Source organism: Luteolibacter sp., assembly GCF_039920825.1.
In the GTDB taxonomy this organism is placed as follows: Bacteria; Verrucomicrobiota; Verrucomicrobiia; order Verrucomicrobiales; family Akkermansiaceae; genus Luteolibacter.
Map to the genome: position 1 here is coordinate 68196 of NZ_JBDSCX010000046.1, position 19720 is coordinate 87915.

10 protein-coding genes are annotated in these 19720 nt (G+C 59.7%); 1 reads left to right on the top strand and 9 read right to left on the bottom strand.

What is annotated here, in order from left to right; translation table 11 throughout:
- Positions 1 to 32 precede the first annotated feature (32 nt).
- The gene (locus ABIQ96_RS15155) at positions 33 to 6920 is read right to left on the bottom strand and encodes a hypothetical protein (protein WP_348215454.1); all 6888 of its coding nucleotides are present in this window, start codon (positions 6918 to 6920) and stop codon (positions 33 to 35) included.
- Between the two features lie 447 nt (positions 6921 to 7367).
- Here ABIQ96_RS15155 and ABIQ96_RS15160 point away from each other — a divergent pair, with 447 nt between their 5' ends.
- Entirely contained in the window at positions 7368 to 8708 is a 1341-nt protein-coding gene (locus tag ABIQ96_RS15160) for a DEAD/DEAH box helicase (RefSeq protein ID WP_348215455.1), read from the top strand.
- 289 nt (positions 8709 to 8997) lie between these two features.
- Here the strand turns inward: ABIQ96_RS15160 and ABIQ96_RS15165 are convergent, their stop codons facing one another.
- From ABIQ96_RS15165 to ABIQ96_RS15200, 8 genes are all read right to left on the bottom strand, one after another.
- On the bottom strand, positions 8998 to 9867 hold the full coding sequence (locus ABIQ96_RS15165; protein ID WP_348215456.1) for a hypothetical protein: 870 nt from the start codon (positions 9865 to 9867) through the stop codon (positions 8998 to 9000).
- 19 nt (positions 9868 to 9886) lie between these two features.
- Positions 9887 to 11047 (bottom strand): serine hydrolase domain-containing protein, encoded by a 1161-nt coding sequence (locus ABIQ96_RS15170; RefSeq protein ID WP_348215457.1) that lies wholly within the window; start codon positions 11045 to 11047, stop codon positions 9887 to 9889.
- Positions 11048 to 11107: 60 nt separating this feature from the next.
- Positions 11108 to 12196 (bottom strand): Ldh family oxidoreductase, encoded by a 1089-nt coding sequence (locus tag ABIQ96_RS15175; protein WP_348215458.1) that lies wholly within the window; start codon positions 12194 to 12196, stop codon positions 11108 to 11110.
- Between the two features lie 185 nt (positions 12197 to 12381).
- Positions 12382 to 13407, bottom strand: a complete 1026-nt coding sequence (locus ABIQ96_RS15180; protein ID WP_348215459.1) for a hypothetical protein — start codon at positions 13405 to 13407, stop codon at positions 12382 to 12384.
- Entirely contained in the window at positions 13404 to 13907 is a 504-nt protein-coding gene (locus ABIQ96_RS15185; protein ID WP_348215460.1) for a hypothetical protein, read from the bottom strand. Before ABIQ96_RS15185 ends, ABIQ96_RS15180 begins: the two co-directional genes overlap by 4 nt.
- Before the next feature lie 7 nt (positions 13908 to 13914).
- Positions 13915 to 14619, bottom strand: coding sequence for a hypothetical protein (locus ABIQ96_RS15190; RefSeq protein WP_348215461.1), 705 nt, complete (start codon positions 14617 to 14619; stop codon positions 13915 to 13917).
- A gap of 263 nt (positions 14620 to 14882) precedes the next feature.
- Positions 14883 to 15383 (bottom strand): peptidylprolyl isomerase, encoded by a 501-nt coding sequence (locus tag ABIQ96_RS15195; RefSeq protein WP_348215462.1) that lies wholly within the window; start codon positions 15381 to 15383, stop codon positions 14883 to 14885.
- A gap of 60 nt (positions 15384 to 15443) precedes the next feature.
- Entirely contained in the window at positions 15444 to 19697 is a 4254-nt protein-coding gene (locus ABIQ96_RS15200; protein ID WP_348215463.1) for a choice-of-anchor Q domain-containing protein, read from the bottom strand.
- Between the last annotated feature and the right edge of the window lie 23 nt (positions 19698 to 19720).

The window sequence follows — 19720 nt, forward strand, 5'->3', positions numbered from 1 at the left end:
AGACGAATCCGGACCGGCCATTTCAATCGGTTTCACCGGTCATAAATCACCGTCCGCGCCCCCTTTTCCGGGTGGCTCACCAGGATGGCGACCCGTTTGACGGTGGATGGATCGACCGCCGTGTTGCTCAGGTAGTCGAATTTCCCGCGCAGATCGGTGTAGCCGTCCTTGTGGAAGACCATTTCGCCGTTGTTCATCTCGGCGTAAACCTTGACGTAGGTCTTCGGCAGCGGCTTGGACGTCACCGCGTCGAGAACCTGGATGGTCCGCAAAACGGGCGACTGCCGGATCTCCAAGGCCCGTGAATCGAGCACTTTCAGGATCTTCTTTGTCCCGGATTCGGCGGAAACGAGCAGGTTGCCCTTCTTCATACGCTCGGGGAAATCGACCGTCGTCTCCGCAGAATTCTTGTCGAGCGTCACCTCCAGATCCGCATTCGGCCGGATCGCCGGGTCGCCGCCCTGACTGCCATCGCCTTGCAGGAAGGGATCCTTCGAGAACAGCACTTCCAGATCCACGCTGAAAAGCCGCAGTTGCGCTTTTTCCAGCGAACGATGTTTGATTACCAGCTTGCCGTCGGTGGCGACTGTCAGATCGAGCTGCGGCGCGGGGGGCAACTCTTCCGGCTTTGCATTTTCCACCGGATGATCGAGCGCGGCGATTTCATCCGCCTGATCCACCACCGCCTGGAAGCGATCCCGCCAAAGTCCCGGCGGCAGCGAGGGCAGGGTTTGCACGGCGATCGCCTTCGCATCCTCCGCTTTCTCCCGGTGGAAAAGCACCACCGTCCGCAGATAGTCGTAGTTCAAGCGCCCTGGCAGTTTCGCCGGATCGATGAGGTCGAATCTCGCCAGCCCTTCCTCGATCCGATCCTGCAAAAACAGGAACGCCGTGAGAGTCAGTTGATCCGCCGCATCCAGCGATGGCTTCCATCCCGCCTGATCGAGAAATGCCTGATAGTGCTTCCGCGCTGCTTCGTGAGTGAGCCGCGATTCGTTCGCGAAACGATGCGCCCGCGCGTTCACCAGCGGATCGAACTCCAGCGTTTCCCAATCATGATGCACCCGCGGCCTCACATCGAGCAGCGGGCTGTCGAGCCAATCGCCGAGTTGTGCGACGGCCTTCGAGTTTTCCAAATACTCGCGGATCGTCGCGAGGTCGTTGTGCCGGAATCCATACGCCGCGACCGCCGGAGAAAAGAACAACCGCTCGCGGAGGATGGCGGTGACATCGAGGAAAAACGCCGCGTCCCTCAGCCGCCAGCGGATCGCTGATAGATCCAGCGTCTTCAAATTTTCCGTGCGCAGCCGGTTCAGCACTTCCTCGCTGGAACCCTCGTTCGCCAGCACGCCCCACGAAGCTGCATCCACCGGCGCGGGATCATTCGAGACCCGCAGCGTGCGGGCTTTTGTGTCCGCCAGGATCGTGCCGTCTTCGCTGACTTGCATGGGATAGACCTGGAAATCCCCGGCCACCGGGAAATAAAACGCCATCTCCAGCATCACCACGCCGTAGGGCTTCAATTCATGCGTGGACGACAGCGTTGCCAATTTTCCCTGCAACGGAATCGCACCCGCCGGGATCTGCGCCAGCACGTCGATCCGCCGGCCGATGCCTGTCGGATTCGTCACCACCAGCGACTCGCTGTAGGGAATGCCCGGCCGGAAATCTCCCGTCACCGGATTCTCCACCTGCCGGCCATTCACCGTGCGAAATGGTTCCGCCAGCGGGCTGAACGTTTGTCTAACGAGCACCGGCGATTCCTCCGCCACCTTCTCCGTGCGGCGCGTGTCCTTGTAAAATAACAGCATCGGCTCCCGGGCCTTCACCCGCAGCGTGCTGCCATCCACCTTGACCTCCGGCCGGTCCGCCTTGAACGGCAGATCCAACAGCGCAAGGCACATCAGCGCCTCGTTCGCCGTCGTGTGGCATGCATTGAAATGCGGCGAGAGAAACGACCCCTTGCCATCCCAAGCCGCGAGATCGAGCCAGAACCGGTTGAGCGGGATCAGCGATTCACCCGTGGGTTTGGTATTCTGATAGTAATTCGCTTCCAGCCAGAGACGCGTGCGGTCGGCAAACACGGGCGGCCGGACTTCGAGCCGTGCCGCGCCCGCAGTGGCGGCGAACGGATCAGAACTGCCTCCAAAGTTTCCAGCAGATTCGGATTGATTGCCAAAAGCCGGAGGGGTCATTGCATCCGCAACCGAAGCAAGATCGGGAAGTGGGGGCAGCATGCCCACATCACCGGCACCAGCTGCCGCCGCGCCAGATTCAGCCGGGCTTCCGATGACGTCCACGAGCTGTTGGACCTTGTCCAATTCACTGGGTGAGTTGGTGAGCAGAAGAATTCCATTGGCGGAAAGCGTGGCCGAAGTCCCTTCGGGAAAAGTGATTCCAGCCTGTTTCAGCAACTCCATGATGGGCCGCCTGGCGGTAAGACGCATTGACTTCCTGCCCGGTTCGGCAAAAGGATCCGCTTCACCGGCTTCGTCATCAGAAGAAAGGGCGCTCGCGAAATCGGGAGGAACCCTGAACGTGCGGGTGAAAATGTCTTCGCCTGTTTCCGTTTGTGGAACCAGCGTCACCGCAAAGTCATCCACCTTATAGCGGAGTTTTGTCTGATCGCAGATATACTTCAGGACGACCGCGATCGGCACGTTTCTTAACCGAAGCTCTCTGATCCTGAGGCTTCCCGGATCAGATCCCTCCGGCAACGACTCTCCACCGGCGGCCGCGCGGGGACGGCGAATGACGTAGTTGATCCCTTTCTTCGCAGGATCCAGTTCAGTGGTATCCATCTCCGCCGCGCGCAGGCGCAGGAAGTCGATGGCTTCCTCCACGGTGGTGTCCTCGAAATCAATCCGTGGAATGACAATCCTTCGAAGCTTGTCGGTGATGTAGGCGACGCCATCGGTGACGCTGTCACTTCCGTAACTATCCGGTGTCATCGGTGCGAGTTCCTTTCTCGCCAACCCGAGACTGTCCTGCAACGCAAGATCACTCCCGCGCAGCGTCTGCGTGAACAACGTGGTTTCCGCATCCGGCGCGGGGGCTTCGAGTTGCCAGCGCAGCGACAGCTCGCCGGAAATCCGTTCGCGTGCCTCCGGCAGGGCTTGCGACAGCAGCGCTTTCTCCGCCGCGTTGAGACGCTGCCAGGCGTAGGGCCGCAGGTAGGATTTTAGGTCGCGGCCTAGCAGGAAATCGTCGATGAAGGTCGGCTCCGGTTTTTGGGCGAGCATCGGCTTGACGTGCTTTTCAAAGAACGTCTTGTCCTTGCGGGCGAGGAAAAGATGGAACTCGTGACAGGCGTGCGTGGTCAGCAGTTCGAGCTTTTTCTCCTCGGTGAAATCCGGCCAATCCGGCAGGAAGGCAAACTCCCGCATCCGTTCGTCTCCGGTCATGCCGTAGAGGAACTGCTGCGCTTCCGATAGAGTCGTGAACGCCCGCCAATCGGCGTCCAACAGATTTTCAATCGAGGCTTCCGCATCTTTCTGCAAAACGGCGGCGCTGCGTGTGGCGAGGAAATGCGTCTGCGGATCCAGCGGTCGGGCAATCCGCCGGTCGCGCAGTGGCGTGTCGCTGGCAGGCAGCGGCAACCGCAATTCGTCACTCGCGAACGCATCCGTGGCGACGATTTCAATAAACTGGCTGCCGTTGAACTCCGCTAACGGAACACTCAGCGAGCCATCCGCATTTGGCTTCAGATCGAACTTCACGACGGCGGGCATGCCGAGGAAATCACAAACAATGGCGAGTTTCGAATCGGTGGTGTCCTCGCCTCTCGAACTCGGACGGTTTCCCGTCATGCTTGATCGTTTGGCCGCGCTGCGCCCGCTGCCACCACTTCCCGAACCACCGCTGAGAGTGCTTTGGAAGTCATCTTCCTCGGTCCAACGGTTCAGCAACATTCCGGGGCGGGGGAGCATCGATCCGGGAAATGTATTCGCCGCGCGGCGGTCGAGGATGTAGCGCATTTCATCACCCAAGCGGCGATCGATGAGATATCCGCAGCCGGTGAATCCCGGATCGAGCGTGTCCGGGATGGCCGGCGTGAACGGATAGAGTCCCGGACCGGAATTCCAGTAATGCCTGAAGCGGTTCCCCACCAGCGTGACCCGCGTGTCAGGACCGGAATTGCGGAGCTGGATGCGCACTTGATCGCCATCGATCGCGGCGGATTGGATCGCCGGAGAGCGCGGCGAGAACACCGGCAATACACGGGTCTTTGAAACAAGCAGGCCGCCGTTTTCCACACCCGGGGAAATCTCGATTTCGGTGCTGTGTTCCCCTTGCGTGAGGACGAAGTTGCCCGCAGGAAGCCCGTGGATGACGAGATCACCGGCATCGAAGGAGATCTTGTCGAAGTGGTCGCGGATCGGTATTTGATCGAGGGTTTCCAACAGCGAAAGCTTCAAATGATCGGGCATGTCGTCGGCCTGCTCGACCGGAAGCCGTATCTCCGTTCCAATGCGCAGCCGCAGCTCTTCCGGGAAATTGCGGTTGCCAGGTTTCGGCTGATAGATCGCCTTCGCGATGTCACTGCCGGTGGCGGTCAGCGAGTCGATGGCGTCGAGTTTTCCGAGATTCACCCGGCCGTCCGCATCCGTGCGGACCTGGAGTTTGACGGACTCTTTGAAATCCAAACGATGGCATTCGAGCGTGATCGCCCGCGATGGCAACCGCTCGCCATTGCGTCCGCGGACTTCGAGTCGGTGGCCCTCGGTGGTGGGTGAGAAAAACGCGGTGGCGACCCGTGAATCCTTGAGGTCGCCGTTGATTTCATAGGAAGCCACCTGACTCAGTTTGATCGGCTCGCCGCCTGTCGCCGGAGTGACGGTGCCACGCAGGGTGAGCGTGAGTTTCAACAAATCCGCCGGGACCTGGAAGGGGACTTCGAGCACGGATGTTAGTTTTAAGTCCTCGGCAATGACGCGCTCGGTGATGACACCGCCTAGCAGCTCCGCCTTGAGCACCAGCGCCGGGTCAGCGATGCGGTCGAGCGGGAGATCGTAACCGTGGTTGGTGAGGCGGACGCGGAGATGGAGTTTCGCCTCGTCGTCCGCAAGAAGTTGCTCGCGCTCCAGATGGAAACGGGCATCCATCGCGAGTTGGTCGGTGCGTGATCCGAGGTCCAGCGCCGCCGCGAGCTTGCCCGCCTGCACGATGCCGCGGGTGAATGGATCATTCGGTGCATTCGGGATGATGATCAGTCCGGATGTGTCTGCGGTTAGAGTTTCCCGTCCCAGCCTGGCGGTGGTGTTCATCACGGGATTTCCTTTCTCATCAAACACCCGGACGGTCTGTCCGCTGGCGGTGCGTTCGACATAGGGAATCAACTGGCCTTTGCGGATCAGCGCCCGTGCCGAAACCTGCCCGCCGACGAAATCCACCAGCCATGCTCCGGATCCCGTTAGTTCGGGAAGCCCGATGGTTTCGCGGTGGAGCAGGATCGGTGCCTGCGAAAATGTGAGATGCCGCTCGTGATGCGGGACGAGGCCGTCGAGATCGATGGAGACGTCGGGCTCGCCGCCGCCGCGAGCGAGTTGGGCCGGAAGATCGAGTTCGTAAATGCGGATCAGTACATCTGGCGTGTTCTTGAGGTCGAGTTTCAGCGCAACGGTGGCGTCCGAATCGAGCAACACCGGCGCACCGGGTGCGAAGCCGATGCGCGCTTCCTCCTGCAACGATTTATATTCCGCCGGATCGATGGCCGTGCCCCAGCGCGCCGGATCCGCTCCCGCTAACAGCCGGGCCCGCGCATGAAGATGAGCCAGCTCGTTGGCTTCGATGAACGGCGCGAATTCGGCGGAGGAATCGGTCTCGCCGAGGAAATGTTGGAGATACGATTGGATCAGTTTCAAATCGTCATGCACCGGCGGGCACTCGGTCGCTGTGGCGAAATCGGATTCGAACTGGATCCGTGTGAGGTTCGGCGCATCCGGAATTTTCAACAGCGAATGGCTGGTGCGCGGCAGCGCGAGGAATGTCAGGAAATCCTCCTTCGGGTAATTTCCCGCATCCTCCTGCAAGCGGAGATGATGGAAAAGGACATGCGCCTTGAGCGAGTTCAGCGCGGGCGGCAAGGTCAGAACGAAATCCCGGCAACGGCCGAGGTGGGCGGCGTGTGCTTGTGGATCGCGTTCGAAATCAGTCTCCGCACCGGGCCGCAGTTTGGTCAGATAGAGCAGGTCAAATTTGAGATTCGACCTGAGATCCGGATGGAGTTCGAGCAGCGAGGCAAGTTGGGTGGACGTGAGTTTTTCCCGCAGGGCGATGTCGTCGAATTTTACGGGGTGCTTCAGATTCATCGCCCGGTCAATGAGCGGGACGACGCCCGGAAGATCGGCGCGGTCCAGATTTTGCAGGAACCAGCGGATTTTCGCTTCGTCGAACTGCTCCACGCGTTCCAATTCTCGCAATCGCCGTTCGCCGTTGTATCCGGTGTAAGGTTGCTCCGGGGATTCCTTGGCGACGGCCTTTTCAAACGCGGCTTCGGAGATCCATTCCGGATCGACGCGTGTCGGCAGGCTTTCGGCGGCAGCGGCGGCGTCCGGACGTTCGTCGTCGAATTTCAAATCCAGCTTGCGGATCAGTTCGGCCAACGAGTGGATGGGATCTTTCTGATAGTCCATCAGCAGTTGGCGGTTCTCCAGCACCTGCATCCCGGTAGCGGACACGGCATTTTCCTTCCGTTCGGACGCTGCCTTCCAATCGGCCATGGTCTTCGCGAACTCGGCTTCGCGCCCGGCAAGCTGGTGATCGAGCGCCGTGTGGAAATACGCCTCCCGGCTGCCGGGAATCAGCTCCGCCAGCGCCGACCTGCGGGTCGCAGGATCGGCAAAACGTTCGCGGAAGGTGTCGTCGTCCGCTTGAAGCGAACCACACGCGAGGAACAGGCAAATGAGGGTTTTTCTCATGGGTAAGGTCTAGAGGTTTCTGCTAGCGGGGGAAGGGGAAAGTGCGGGGCTGGCGGGAGAAAGGGATTTTACCGCAAAGGCGCAAAGGTCGCGGAGGAACGCAAAGGGAAGACGAGGTGGATGGCGGGCGGTTGATCGTTGATGGAACAAGGAAAAATGAGATCCGGATATCCCCGATCTCCTATCAGATTTCACCGGTTTTCCTCTTCCTCCGCGTCTCTCTGCGACCTTTGCGCCTTTGCGGTAAATCTTTACCAGAGAGGAAAAGCCTTGCCATCGCCCGAATCCGAGGTATAGCAGCGGCGCACCGTGCTTCTTGCCGGTGAGGGTCGTTGTCCGGCCCACCCTTTTCCGGTCTTCATCGATGAGAGATTGTTTGAGGTTACTCCAACCGCTCATCGACACCGCCAGCCGCCCATCCGGGACGAGGCAGGCATTTTAAATAACATGACCCCGAATGAATTCGAGGCGATGCCATTGGCAGCGCCCCTCCACCGTGTTCTGCGCGAGCTGAACTACACCACTCCATCGCCTGTCCAGGCACAGGCCATCCCACTGCTGCTCGAAGGCCGCGACCTTCTCGGTTGCGCCCAGACCGGCACCGGAAAAACCGCCAGTTTCGCACTGCCGATCCTTCATGCGATCAGCGAGCGTCCGAAGCAAATCAAGCCCCGCCAATGCCGCACCCTGGTGTTGGCACCGACCCGTGAACTTGCCGGCCAGGTCGGAAAAAGCTTCAGCACTTACGGTGCCCACATCCGCTTCAAGCAAACGCTGATCTACGGCGGCGTCGGCCAGAACCCTCAGGTCTCCGCGATGCGCGGTGGCGTCGATGTTCTCGTCGCGACTCCCGGCCGTCTGCTCGATCTCATCGAACAACGCGCCGTCGATCTATCAGGCGTCGAGTTCTTTGTGCTCGATGAAGTGGACCGCATGCTCGACATGGGCTTCGCACGCGATGTGAAAAAGATTGTCGCCTTGCTTCCGTCTAACCGCCAGTCGCTGTTCTTCTCCGCGACCCTCGCACCAAGCATCGTCGAGCTCGCGCAAACGATTCTCCGCAACCCGGCCCGCGTCAGCATTGATCCGGGAACGACCACCGCCGAGCGCATCGAGCACCAGGTCTGTTTCGTGGACCGCGAAAACAAGCGTCCGCTGTTGGAGCAACTGCTCCGTGGCCAGGCCTCCGCGACCACCGGCAAGCTTACCATCGTTTTCAGCCGCACCAAGCACGGTGCCAACAAGCTGGCGAAAAGCCTTTGCGAAGCTGGATTTCCTGCGGACGCCATCCACGGCAATAAGTCCCAGGCCCAGCGTGAAAAGGCCCTCGAAAAATTCAAGAAAGGCCTCACGCCGGTTCTCGTCGCCACTGACGTTGCCGCTCGTGGTGTCGATGTGAAAGACGTCGGTCTTGTCGTCAATTTCGACCTGCCTAACGAACCGGAAGCCTATGTCCACCGCATCGGCCGCACCGGTCGTGCCGGAGCCGAAGGCCGCGCCGTTTCGTTCTGCGCGGAAGACGAACGCGAGTTCCTCCGGGAAATCGAAAAAGTCATCAAAATGGCCGTCCCACGCTGGGATGCGCACCAATGGCACGACGAAAGTCTGGCCGATCGCCATCTCCGGATGAGAACCGGCGGCGGCATGGTCCAAGGCGGCGGAAACCGCGGTCGCCAAGGCGGCGGTGGTGGAAACCGTGGCGGTGGTGGCGGAAATCGCGGTGGCGGTGGCATCGACTACAGCAACGCGACCCGCGGCAACAACCGCCGTCGTCCAGCCTCCCGCTAACAAGTAGCGGCGATCACCGGTCGCCGCGAATGACTTCTTCAGGCGTGGTGATTTCCCGAAACGGAAATCACCACGCCTTTTTTTTGATAGGGGGCGGGGACGTCCATGCCCCTGAGAGGCTTTCTGAAAAATGGCAGGGACCGTTCTCCGCAACGGTCCGGCGAATGAGGGGAGAACTTAAATGCCCATGACCGGCTTGGAAATCGACCCATGGGCGGTCGTTCGCCTCCCATTCTCTCGGACCGCCCGGAGGTCGATCCCTGCCACAGCGTGTTTTTCAGACGGCCCCTTACGGTTTGCCGATCTCCCTCAATGCTTCGGCCACCGCTTCGGCGTTCTTTTCCTGAATGTCATTGTGCCGCCCGCCGGAAATTTCTCTCAGGCGCACGATGTCTTTTCGATCCGCTGCCAGCGTCCGGCTCATCGTGACCGGGATCGATTCATCATCGCTACCGTGGAAAATGATCGCCTCCCCCGAACCTCTTGCCGCCAGTTCCGCCAGCCGTGCGGCATTATCAAAACGATGCCAGACCAGAAATCCCACCGGCAGTCCGGTCACGACGCGGCTCATGGCCATCGTGCTGGTGAACGGAGCGATGAGAACACCGCGCTGAATCTTGAATTCCGAGGCCGCGATCAAACAGGCCGCGCTTCCCAAGCTGTGACCGAAAAACCGCAACCGGGCAGACGGCGTTCCCTGCCAGCCGATCTCCCGCAGCGCCAACGGCACGGCGGTCGTTAGGTTTTCCCTGATCCGTCCCGGTGTCGGTGATCCCTTGCAATCGCCATATCCCGGAAAATCCACCAGCAGCCATGCGTCTTCGGCCGGCGCGTGGGTTTGAAGCCACTCCGCCCAATCGAGCGCGACCGTCCCATTGCCGCCGCAGACGATCCATAGGTTCCGCGGCGATTTCAGATTTCCTTGGAGAAAAGCGCGCTGCCGGCCTTGGGACGTCTGGTATTCGATGATTTTTCCACCGGTCGATTGCCGCCATTCCTTGACGGTGTCGGGTCCGTAGGGACGGGGGAAATAGATCAACTTCGATTGGCAGGCCACCAGCAACAGCATGGGGATCAAGATGAGGGAAACCAGGACCAACGCCAGCCTGACAAGCCGCCGGAGCAGGGTGGTGGGGGGGCGCTTTGCAACGATTTCCATGGATGGCGTGAAGCGAAGCCTATTTGAGAAACTTCTCAATCAGGAAACTCACCGCGTCATCGCAGGCTTTGGGGCCGAGTTGGCTGTCGATGTTGCAGGCGGCGACGGCGGCGAATTTTTTATCCGGCGCGAGCCACATGACGGCATAGTTCATGGTATTGGTGCCGTTGTGCATCAGCGCGGTGCCGCCAGCCCACGGGCGTTGCAGGATGACCCAGCCGACGCCATAGTCCTTGGCCGGAGGAACCACCGTGTGGTTGAATGTTAGGGATGCCTGGTCGAGCGGCGGGTGCTCCATCGTCCCGAGATGGAAGCTGGCGTATTTCGCGAGATCGAGGAGGGATAGATGGACGCGTCCCGCTGGAGTGATGGCGGGCGGGTTGTCATCATCGGGGCCGGTGGGAACGGGGAACGGAATGCCGTCCTTGAGAACATGTCCGAGCGGTTGGTCGGTTTTTCCCGGCGTGGCGGGCATTCCGAAGCCGGCGGAATCCATGTGGAGCGGTTTGAAAAGCCGCTGGCGGATGAGTTCCTGATAGGACTTGCCGCTGACCTTTTCCAACATCGCTCCGGCGATGGTGAAACCGCCGTTGGCATAGACGTTCTGCGTTCCCGGTGGATAGTCGGGCGGACTTGTCAGCAATGCCCGGACGAGGTCGAGGCGCTGTTTGCCCTCGGGTTTGTAGCGGTTCGCGCAGGTGGTTGCCCAGAGGGCGGGCGGAATGTCGTGGGGAACGCCGCCGGTGTTGGAGGCCATTTGTAGCAAAGTGGCTTTCTGATAGTCCGGGTGGATTTTAATTTCCGGGAAGACTTCGGCGACGGTGGTGGACCACTTGATTTTTCCGTCGGCCACAAGCATCGCGGCGAGGGTGCCGGTCATCGATTTGGTGCAGGAACCGATGTGGAATTTGTCCTCGATGGTGACGGGCGTGGGATCGCCGTATTTTCTAACGCCGGTGGCGCCGGTGGCGATGATTTTGCCATCGAGCACGGCGGCCACGACAAGGCCGGGGATTTTGCCGTCCTGGGTGAACTTCGCGAGATCCGCGGAGACGTCGGCGGGGGCCGCCAGAAGACGGGAGCAAAGGAGGATACCTAGGAATAGGGGGCATGGACGTCTCGTCCATGCGGTTGGGTGGCAATGTCCCACCGCTTTGGATTTTTTTGAGGAGCGGGTCATGATGGGCTGGACGTGAAGGGCTTAGATGACGCCGGGACGAGACGTCCCGGCCCCTTATTTTTAGGCTCTGGCGAGCTTGGCGATGTCCCAGTCGGGTTCTCCGAGTTCGGCGGCGATTTCGTTGAACTCGGCGACTTCGGCTTCGGTGAACAGGAGTCCGCCTGCGGCGTCGGAGCGTTTGCGGGCGGTGATTTCGAGCTGGCCGGGGAGCATGGCACCGTCGTTGCCGTGGCCGAGCACGTCGTCGATGACGGCCTTGAGGTTTTCCTTCTGGCTGCGGCCGTTGACGAAGTTTCCGCCGGAGATGGCGTCGGGGTGGACGATTTGGAAATAGAAGACGGCGGTGTTTTTCTCGCCGGGAGTTTCCAGCTTGCGGCCACGAAGGGTGGGGATGGATCCGCCGATGAGGCCGCCGAAAATTTCATTGAGCAGGCACATGCCGTAGCCTTTGTGACCGCCGAAGGGGAGGAGCGCTGAGACTTCGTTAGGGTCGATGGTGGGCTTTCCGTCCTTGTCCACGGCGGCACCGGGAGGGAGGGATTTGCCTTCGCGTTTCAAAGCTTGAACGCGGCCCATGGCGACGGTGGCGGTGGCCCAGTCCATGACAATGGGAGAGCCGCCATCTTCCCATGCAGGGATACCCCAGGAATGCGGGTTGGTGCCGAGGGTGGGGAATTTTCCGCCGAAAGGAACCACTTCGGCGAGGGTCGAGGTGCAGTTCGTGTAAGCGTAGTATCCACGTTCGGCGGCTTCCATGACGTAGCCGCCGCCCCAGAGGTAGTGGAAGCAGTTGTCCACGGCGATCTGGGCGATGCCGTATTGATCGGCGAGCTCGATGGCTCGATCGATGGCGCGGTAGGCGACGGATTGGCCTAACTTCTTGTTGGCGTTCCAGCGTTCGGATGCGGGGAAACGCGATGGCAGGACTTCGATTTCCGCGCCGGGGACGCAACCGCCGGCCTTGGAGCCGAATAAATGATCGAGGTGCAGGGCCTTGAGCGCATGGTGGGTGCGGATGCCGTGGCGTGCGGCTTCGGCGGCGAGCTTGGCTCCTTCAGCGGATTCGTCGGCGGTGTAACCGTGGGATTGATAGGCTTTGGAGACGAGGGAGTCGTGGTCCTGGCGGGGAATGACGAGAAATTCGGACATGAGTTTGATTTTGTGAACGGGCAGGAATGATGCCGGGATCACGGGCCATGTCGAGCGGGATGGTATCACCTGTTTGAGTGACACGCGCCGGGCAAAAAAGAGCCGGCCGGGTGACTGAGAATGCTTGGGGAGCCACATCCTCCGATCACACCGACCGGCCGTTGTTGGGGGGAGTGTTTGGAAAATCAGTTGCTGCCGTCGGAGAAATTCACCTGCATGGCGTTAACGGCGATGGTGCGCTTCGCGGAGAAAGTGACGGGCGTGGCCAGGAGTTCCATGCCGTAAACCGTCTGGCTCATCAGGGCGATGGTGTAAGTGCCGTCTTTGGTGATCTTGGTGTTAAGCTCATCCGACATGATGATTGTGGTTTGGGTCGCTTTGGGATCGTTCCACGGATAGGCCTTCAGAATGGTCCCTGTGACACCGTTGTATTGGGTGCCTTCATAGAGCATGAGATAGGTATCACTTCTCGGATAGAGATCGTAGAGATTCAATTGCACGGTCGGCATCTGATAGCGGTACTGGGTGCCGGAAACGATTCCCGAGATAGAGCCGGATGCGATGGGGTAAACCTGCACTTTCGCGGATGCGATCTGGGTTTGGGTGAAGGTGCCGTCCGACAATGCGTGGACGATGAAATGCTCCTCACCGGTGGCCTTGGTCGGGTCGGTGGCTTTGAGCGAGGAAGCGGGGTAATTGAGGACCGTCGAGCCGTTCTGCGTTAGATACGCGGAGCTGAGGGGCGTGTTCGCCGCGACAACCGCAGGGTCCAGAGAGGTTTGGCCGGTGGCGTAGTTCTGGATGTGCCGTTCCAACAGAACCTTGGTGGAGGCCTCGGGAAGCCCGGTTCCGGTTAGGAGTCCGGCCACGTCAATTTTCACGGTAAACGGCTTGTCCACGCGGGTGCGCGGAACGACCGAGTCGGTATCCAGAGTGGTGATCTTGATGTCGGCCTTGGGCAGATAGGCACCGACCAGTTTTTGATCGAGGAGATAGTCTTTCGCGAGGGTCTGATCGACGGTCCAGAGTTGGAAAAGCGAGCCTCCGGTGTCGATGGACAATGCGGAAGGTGCCGCACCGGCGGCGGCGACCGGCATGTCCCAAACAACGGCTGTTCCCTGTTGGTTCTGGCGCAAGAAGTTGACATAAGTGCTCGTCCCCGCGAATGCGTGGATGGAAGCGAGTGTGAGGAACAGGCTGATGGATTTCATCGTTGCGTGATGGTTTGGGGTTGCTTGGCGATATTGACCGAGATCGGGCCGCTTTGATGGACGGCGACGACGATCTTGTCCTGCTTGGCCCAGAACGCGACGCGTTCGGCCGGGAGTGAGACATTGCCGGCGGCTTGGTCGAAGGAGACCTCGTTGGTGGTGATCCAGGAGATGTTTTTAGTTAGGAATTCCATCCACGGGAGCAATGTTCCGACGGGCTTGACGTCCACCCGGTTTTTCAGGGCTTCCGGCAGGAAAATGACCGCGCCCTTGGGGACGAGGGTCCAGTTCGTGCCGTCGTGGAGAATCATCGACTGCTTGATGATGGATTGATCGTCGGGACGGGCGACCGGGGCCGCGTTAGCCGCCGGTCTTTCCAAGCGGGCCATCGGCGAGGACTGCTGGAGTTTCGCTAGTTCCTGGGGAGTGATCCGGGGGAGGATCGGCTGTTGGGCGAAGACGCTCGTAGCCAGTGCACAAAGGATGAGTGTGGTTTTCACGGGCGGTTCAGTTGACGATTTCGAAGCTGACGAGGACGACAAGGTCTTGCATGTCGAAGTAGGTGGTTCCCGGATCCGCATCGGAGCCTTCCCAGAGGATGATCAGGTCTTGTGCGCCGATTTTGATCTTGCCCGTGCTATCGAGATAAGGAGTCAGGAAGCTCTTGATGTTTCCCTGGCTGTAGGCAGGTGCATAGCTAGGGGGCTTGTCACCGTTTTTCAAAACCACGACGTTGGCGTCGGAGGTGTTGGTTTGGTGGTAATCATACCACGAGGTGCCGAGGGCGTTCGATCCGCCGCGGCCGCGGAATTTGATGACGTCGCCTTTGTTGATGGTGGTGTCTACCAGCACGTTGGTCGGAACTACCGAAAGGCTGGTGCCCTTGAAGAAGGTGGTCCAGCCGGAGCTGTTCTTGGTCCAGCTTCCTTCCATCGGAAAAAGAATCGATCCGGATTGGAAGGCGACACCGAGCGTGCGGACCTTCATTTTCACCTTGGCGGTGGGGATGAGATCCACTCCCACCGGTGAGACGGAAGGATACTGGATTGACCAATCAAGGTTTGAGCGACTGCCAACGCGAATCATGGTGCGGTCCACATTGAGCGTTCCGGTTGGTATGTCGCTGGCTGCGGAGGCGGTGTGGAGTGTGCACAGGATTGCAAGCAAACCAGTGATCAGACTTCCACCACGGGGGGAGTGGGGATATTTCATGGGGTGGGGGGGAGGTGTGTCAGCTCTTGCGAACCGACGGGGTCATTAGAAGCCTCCCGCGACAGAAAATCAAGATGTCCGGCTTAATCTACGCGATCACGTGGGGCAAATGAGCGTCTAACGGAAAATCGTTTTTATTTCGCAACTGATTTATTTTCAGTGAGTTTTATGCGGAACGAAAAATCCCCACCCTGCATTGCGACTGCAGAATGGGGAAAAGTCGATAGTTAAGGAACCTTAACTAAGCTGAATTTGAGGTGGTTTCAGCGGTCCAAAATCGAGTTCCAATGTTCCAGATTGTCCTTTTGCGATTCGAACAGCGCGGTTGTGTCTTCGTGGATGTCGATCGAGGTGATTTTGTCGCCCTTGGCGATCTTGTTCACCACGTCCTGCCCCGTGATGACTTCGCCGAAGACAGCGTGCTTGCCGTCGAGGTGTGGGGTTGCCAAGTGGGTGATGAAGAACTGGCTGCCATTGGTGTTAGGACCGGCGTTGGCCATTGAGAAAATACCGGGCTTGGTGTGTTTCAAGGAGCGGTCGATCTCGTCGGCGAACTTGTAGCCGGGGCCACCGGAGCCGGTGCCTGTCGGATCGCCGCCTTGGATCATGAAATTGGCGATGACGCGGTGGAAGGCGACGCCATTGTAGTAGCCACGCTTGGCGAGGTTCAGGAAATTCGCCGATGTGACGGGAACCTGAGAGGCGAAGATCCGGGCGTTGATGTCGCCGGCGGTGGTGTGGAGTGTGATTTTGATGTCGGACATGGGAGGGCTAGGTAACAGCGGAAATCCGGCGCTGGCAACCCAGTTTGCGGAGGAAACCGCTCACTTGTCCCGGCGCACGCGGACGAAGTCATGGCCCGCCATGAGTTCGACCTCCGCAGACCCCGTGAAGCCAGCGGCTGTCCCGAGGGGTAGAACCCGGCAGCCTGGTCCGGAAAAATCGAGATTCTGGTCGCATTCCAGCGTGTAGGAAAGCCCGGGGAACGACGTGAACGTGACATGGAATACGGGGTCTCCCGCGACCAGCGGGACGCCGGATGATTTTTCGAACGAAAGGATCTTCAGTAGGCTGTTGGAATTGCCGGGATCCGTCATATTGGCGATTTCCTCGCCGTCCCGCGAGCCGTCGCCATCCGTATCCCGGCTGCTGTCATTGGTGCCGACGGTCATCTGATAGGCGGGCTCCAGCCGGTCGTCGATACCGTCGTGGTCGCTATCGACGAGCGGCAGCGAGGAAAATGGAAACGCCTCGACCGCGCCGATATCGGGCAACGGGCCGTTCGGGCGGGCTTTGCCGCGCTGGTCGTAAGCGGCGTAGCTGTAGGCGGGAAAATCGAACGGCGGGGTGGACGGAAACACCGTGGTACCATCGATGGCCGGCGAGCCGGGAAGCGGTGGCATGGTTTTCGTCGGGCTGCCGTAAAAGTCGAGCGGGGCGAGCAGCGGATTCCCGCCAGTTAGATTGAGGCCGTAAAAGGCATCCACCGGTCCGTTGATATTCGGCCCGGCGACGGCCGTGTTTCCCGCGATGATGCTGTTGGCGATGCTCAGTCCCAGCTCGGGATTGGGGATCGTGGACGTCGAGGAAAGGCCGCCACCATTTCCGCCGCTGGAGCTGTTTCCGGAAATCGTCGAGTGGATGAGCTTCAAGCTTCCCGCCTCGATCGCGCCGCCGGAGCCGACCGAAGAATTGCCGGAAAACGTCGAGTTCACAATCACCATGCCGGTGCGGTAGATGCCGGTCTTGATCGCGCCGCCGTTGCCGCCGGCGTGATTTCCGGAAAACGTCGAGTCCCGCACCCAGACCAGCGCCTCGTTGTGAATCGCCGCACCATTGCCTCCCGCAGTGTTGTTTTCAAACGTGCAGCGGGTGACGTTCGCGTTGCTGAAAGAGGTGTCGTAAACGGCGAGTCCGGCGCCGTTGAATGCCGTCGAGTTGTTCCGGATGACGCAATCCGTCAGATCCAAGAAGCCCATGGCCAATGCGACACCGCTGCCGGTACTGCCGGTGATGCCGGTGATGGTCAGACCGTTGAGAGCCGCCGTGCTGAAGAAGACATCGATGACATCGGATTGATGATTTGCCGAAATGGTGATGCCTCCGGGAAGGTTCGTGGCGTCGATGGCCATCGTGACGCCGATGATGTAAAGCGCGGATCCGTTCAGCAGGATGGTTCCTCCGCTGAGAGCTGGAGCAAATCGGATCAACTCGGGTGGCAGGGGCGCGGAGGCCGGGCCGATGGCGTCACGCAGTGAAATGCCGCCGACGTTCAACCCGTCGTTTTCGTCAACCAACGTGTTGACGACGATTTCTTGGACTTCCACGGCCCCGATGTCCGGAGCCGTTCCTGACACCCGTGGTTGTCCGCGTTGATCCGTAGCAGGCAATCCGGCCGGCGCTCCCCCGGCGTCGAGCACTGGTGAATTTGTCCGCGGCTTCATGGTTTGCGTCGGGCCTCCGTAGTTTGCTAACGGAAGGAGCAGCGGATCGGCTTCCGTGAAATTGAACTCGGAAAACAGAAGGGCCGAGTTGAAAACATCCGGGGCGATTGCGGCGGTGTTTCCGCCGACAATGGTGTTTGAAAAAGTCAGGTCGGCCGATGATATGCCGCCGCCTTGGCCACCCGGTCCGGTGCAGCTATTGGCGGAAACGGTGCAGCCTAACAGATTCACGGATCCATTTCCCCGAATCGCACCACCGGCCAACGTGGACGTGTTTCCCGAAAAGGTGGTATTCCGCGCGTTGAGCACTCCGTAAGCCTTATAACCGAATAGACCGCTGTAGCCGCCGCCGTAGCTTCCCACGGTGTTGTTGGAAACCGTCGAGTCGGTGAGCGTGATCCATGCGCTGCCAAATCCTCCGGTGCAGCAAAGCGCTCCACCATTCGCCGACGCGCTGTTGCCGGACACCGTCGAGCGGGTGAAGTTCGCGTTGCCTCCGTTAAACAAACCTCCTCCGGAATCGGGGGCGTAGTTGTTAGCGAGAGTGGAGTCCATGATGTCGAGCGCGCCGGCGTTCATGATGCCTCCGCCGAAGGGGGCACCGGTATTGTTTTCCACTTGGCAATCCCGCAGCATCAGGGAGCCGTGGTTGTAAATGCCTCCGCCGAAGGTGGAAATCGCGCCGCCATCTCCATAGTTGGAGTCGCCATTCCGGATCTTGAGATGCCGGATGCTGTCAGTGCCCGAAGTTTCAAAGACGCGGGACGAGTTTGCTCCGGAGACAGTGATTCCATCTGTTAGTCCCGAGGCGTCGATCGCCACGTCCGAATTCGCGTATTTCGCGCTCAGTTGTTCCCCGCCGGCGAGGGTGATTGTTCCGTTGTTCAGTCCCGCGTCAAAAAGGATCGCATTCGTTCCCGGCCGCAGTTCCGCTTCCGCCAGCGCTTCCCGCAGCGAGTCGCCGGTTCCCATGCCGAGCGCGGGGTTGTCCTCGTCCGCCAGGGTCGTTACCATGATTTCGAAATCCGGTTTGGAGATACGGACGTTGTCGAGCATGAGGTCGAGATTCGCCGTGCTGGTGGAAACGTCCTGGAACACCAGCGTGGTGACCGGCCATTGCGCCACGAATTCGTAATGTTTGGGGGCCCAGACGTTGTTTCCTCCGCCCGTGCCGAAAATGGAAATGGTATCACTGAGAACGGCGGTAGTGGGAGGGTCCTGAACGTTTCTCACCTCCATCTTGAGGCGTTGCTCGCTGGTGTTGTAAGCAAGGACACCGGCATCGAAATCAAGAGAGTAGTGGGCTCCGACTTCAGTGGGTAAAGTCTGTGAGAGCACTCCGTTGGGAAGGCTGTTCACCGCATTGAAGGCGGCGATTTTCGCACCGTTGGTCGGGACGTAGGGAGCGCCCGTCTGAGGGCTGACATTTCCCGTGACCGTCCAGCCATCGAGATTGGATTCGAAACTGCCGTTGGCCAGCAGGTTGTTAGGATCCAGCGCCGCAAGCGACACATGAATCTCGGTATTTCCGGCCGGGGTTGAAATGACCAGCCGCCCCTCATGTTTTCCGGCGGGCAAGTCGAGCGCCAGTCCCGTCACCATGGCGCGCAGCGAAACCGTGTTTCCCGCAATCAGCGTCCCTCCCGGCGGCCAGACCGACAACCACTTGCCATCCGAACCTCCTCCGGTGACTTGGAACGATGCGCTCCAATCGACCGGTGCGGAGCTGACGTTGGCCAGAGTGTATCCTTTGTAGAGCGGACCGTAAGGCCCCGTTTTCACGAATCCCTTGGTCTCGAAAGGCTCCGCGGGATCCACGGACAGCGGAGGGCTGTGCACCGCCGTCATTGTGGTGTTTTGCGTTAGGCTGACGTGGATCGTTCGGTTGAAACTGTAGTGTTGGCCGTCTTTCAGCCATTCAAGGAACGGCCTGTTATATTCGACGGGCAATACCGAGAGCGTGATGTCGGTGTCTTCGAAATACCAGAGCGCGTCCTGCGTGTAGCCGCCATTTTTCCCGTCGATGCTATTGGGGGATGAGGTATAAACGACCCCGCCCGGTCCTCCCGGGGCATCGGTCGGAGATTGTAATAACAGAAGATGAGAAGGGATGAGTCGCACGTTGTCGAGAGTCAGATCGGTCGCAATGGAGGTCAGCGAGGTATCGGTGAATGTCAGCGTCGATGGCAGGATGGCGCTGGTGACGATGTATTCCTTGTGAATCCAGTGGGTGGATCCGTCAGCGTTGCCGGGGATGACGATGTCTTCCGAGAGTTTGATGTAAGGAATGCCGGCGATCAGTTCGGTGACCTGCACGTGCATCCGCTGCTCCTGATTGTTGAAGGAAAGGTTGCCGACGTCGAAGATCAGCCGGTTCCACCCGCCTGGCAGGACCTGGGTCTGGCTGAGCGAGCCGTTGGGAGTCGAGTTCACCGCGTTGAAGACGGCGAGCTTTGTCCCGTCGGTCGGCGCGTAGGGCGGGGAGTTCTGAATCGATACGTTTCCGGTCGTGGTCCAGCCGTCGAGCCCGGATTCAAAGCTGCCGTTCACGATGGGGCTTGCGGAAACCGGCGTATGAAGACCGCATGCCATCCACCCGAATAAAAGATAGCGTATGATCGGAAAGTTTTTCATTTGAGGAATCTTTCTGGAAGCAG

Bases quoted from the DNA above. Each gene is read 5' to 3' on its own strand.
- ABIQ96_RS15180 (WP_348215459.1), bottom strand. From the start codon at position 13,407: ATGAAATCCATCAGCCTGTTCCTCACACTCGCTTCCATCCACGCATTC.
- ABIQ96_RS15200 (WP_348215463.1), bottom strand. From the start codon at position 19,697: ATGAAAAACTTTCCGATCATACGCTATCTTTTATTCGGGTGGATGGCA.
- ABIQ96_RS15195 (WP_348215462.1), bottom strand. From the start codon at position 15,383: ATGTCCGACATCAAAATCACACTCCACACCACCGCCGGCGACATCAAC.
- ABIQ96_RS15165 (WP_348215456.1), bottom strand. From the start codon at position 9,867: ATGGAAATCGTTGCAAAGCGCCCCCCCACCACCCTGCTCCGGCGGCTT.
- ABIQ96_RS15160 (WP_348215455.1), top strand. From the start codon at position 7,368: ATGACCCCGAATGAATTCGAGGCGATGCCATTGGCAGCGCCCCTCCAC.
- ABIQ96_RS15190 (WP_348215461.1), bottom strand. From the start codon at position 14,619: ATGAAATATCCCCACTCCCCCCGTGGTGGAAGTCTGATCACTGGTTTG.
- ABIQ96_RS15170 (WP_348215457.1), bottom strand. From the start codon at position 11,047: ATGACCCGCTCCTCAAAAAAATCCAAAGCGGTGGGACATTGCCACCCA.
- ABIQ96_RS15175 (WP_348215458.1), bottom strand. From the start codon at position 12,196: ATGTCCGAATTTCTCGTCATTCCCCGCCAGGACCACGACTCCCTCGTC.
- ABIQ96_RS15155 (WP_348215454.1), bottom strand. From the start codon at position 6,920: ATGAGAAAAACCCTCATTTGCCTGTTCCTCGCGTGTGGTTCGCTTCAA.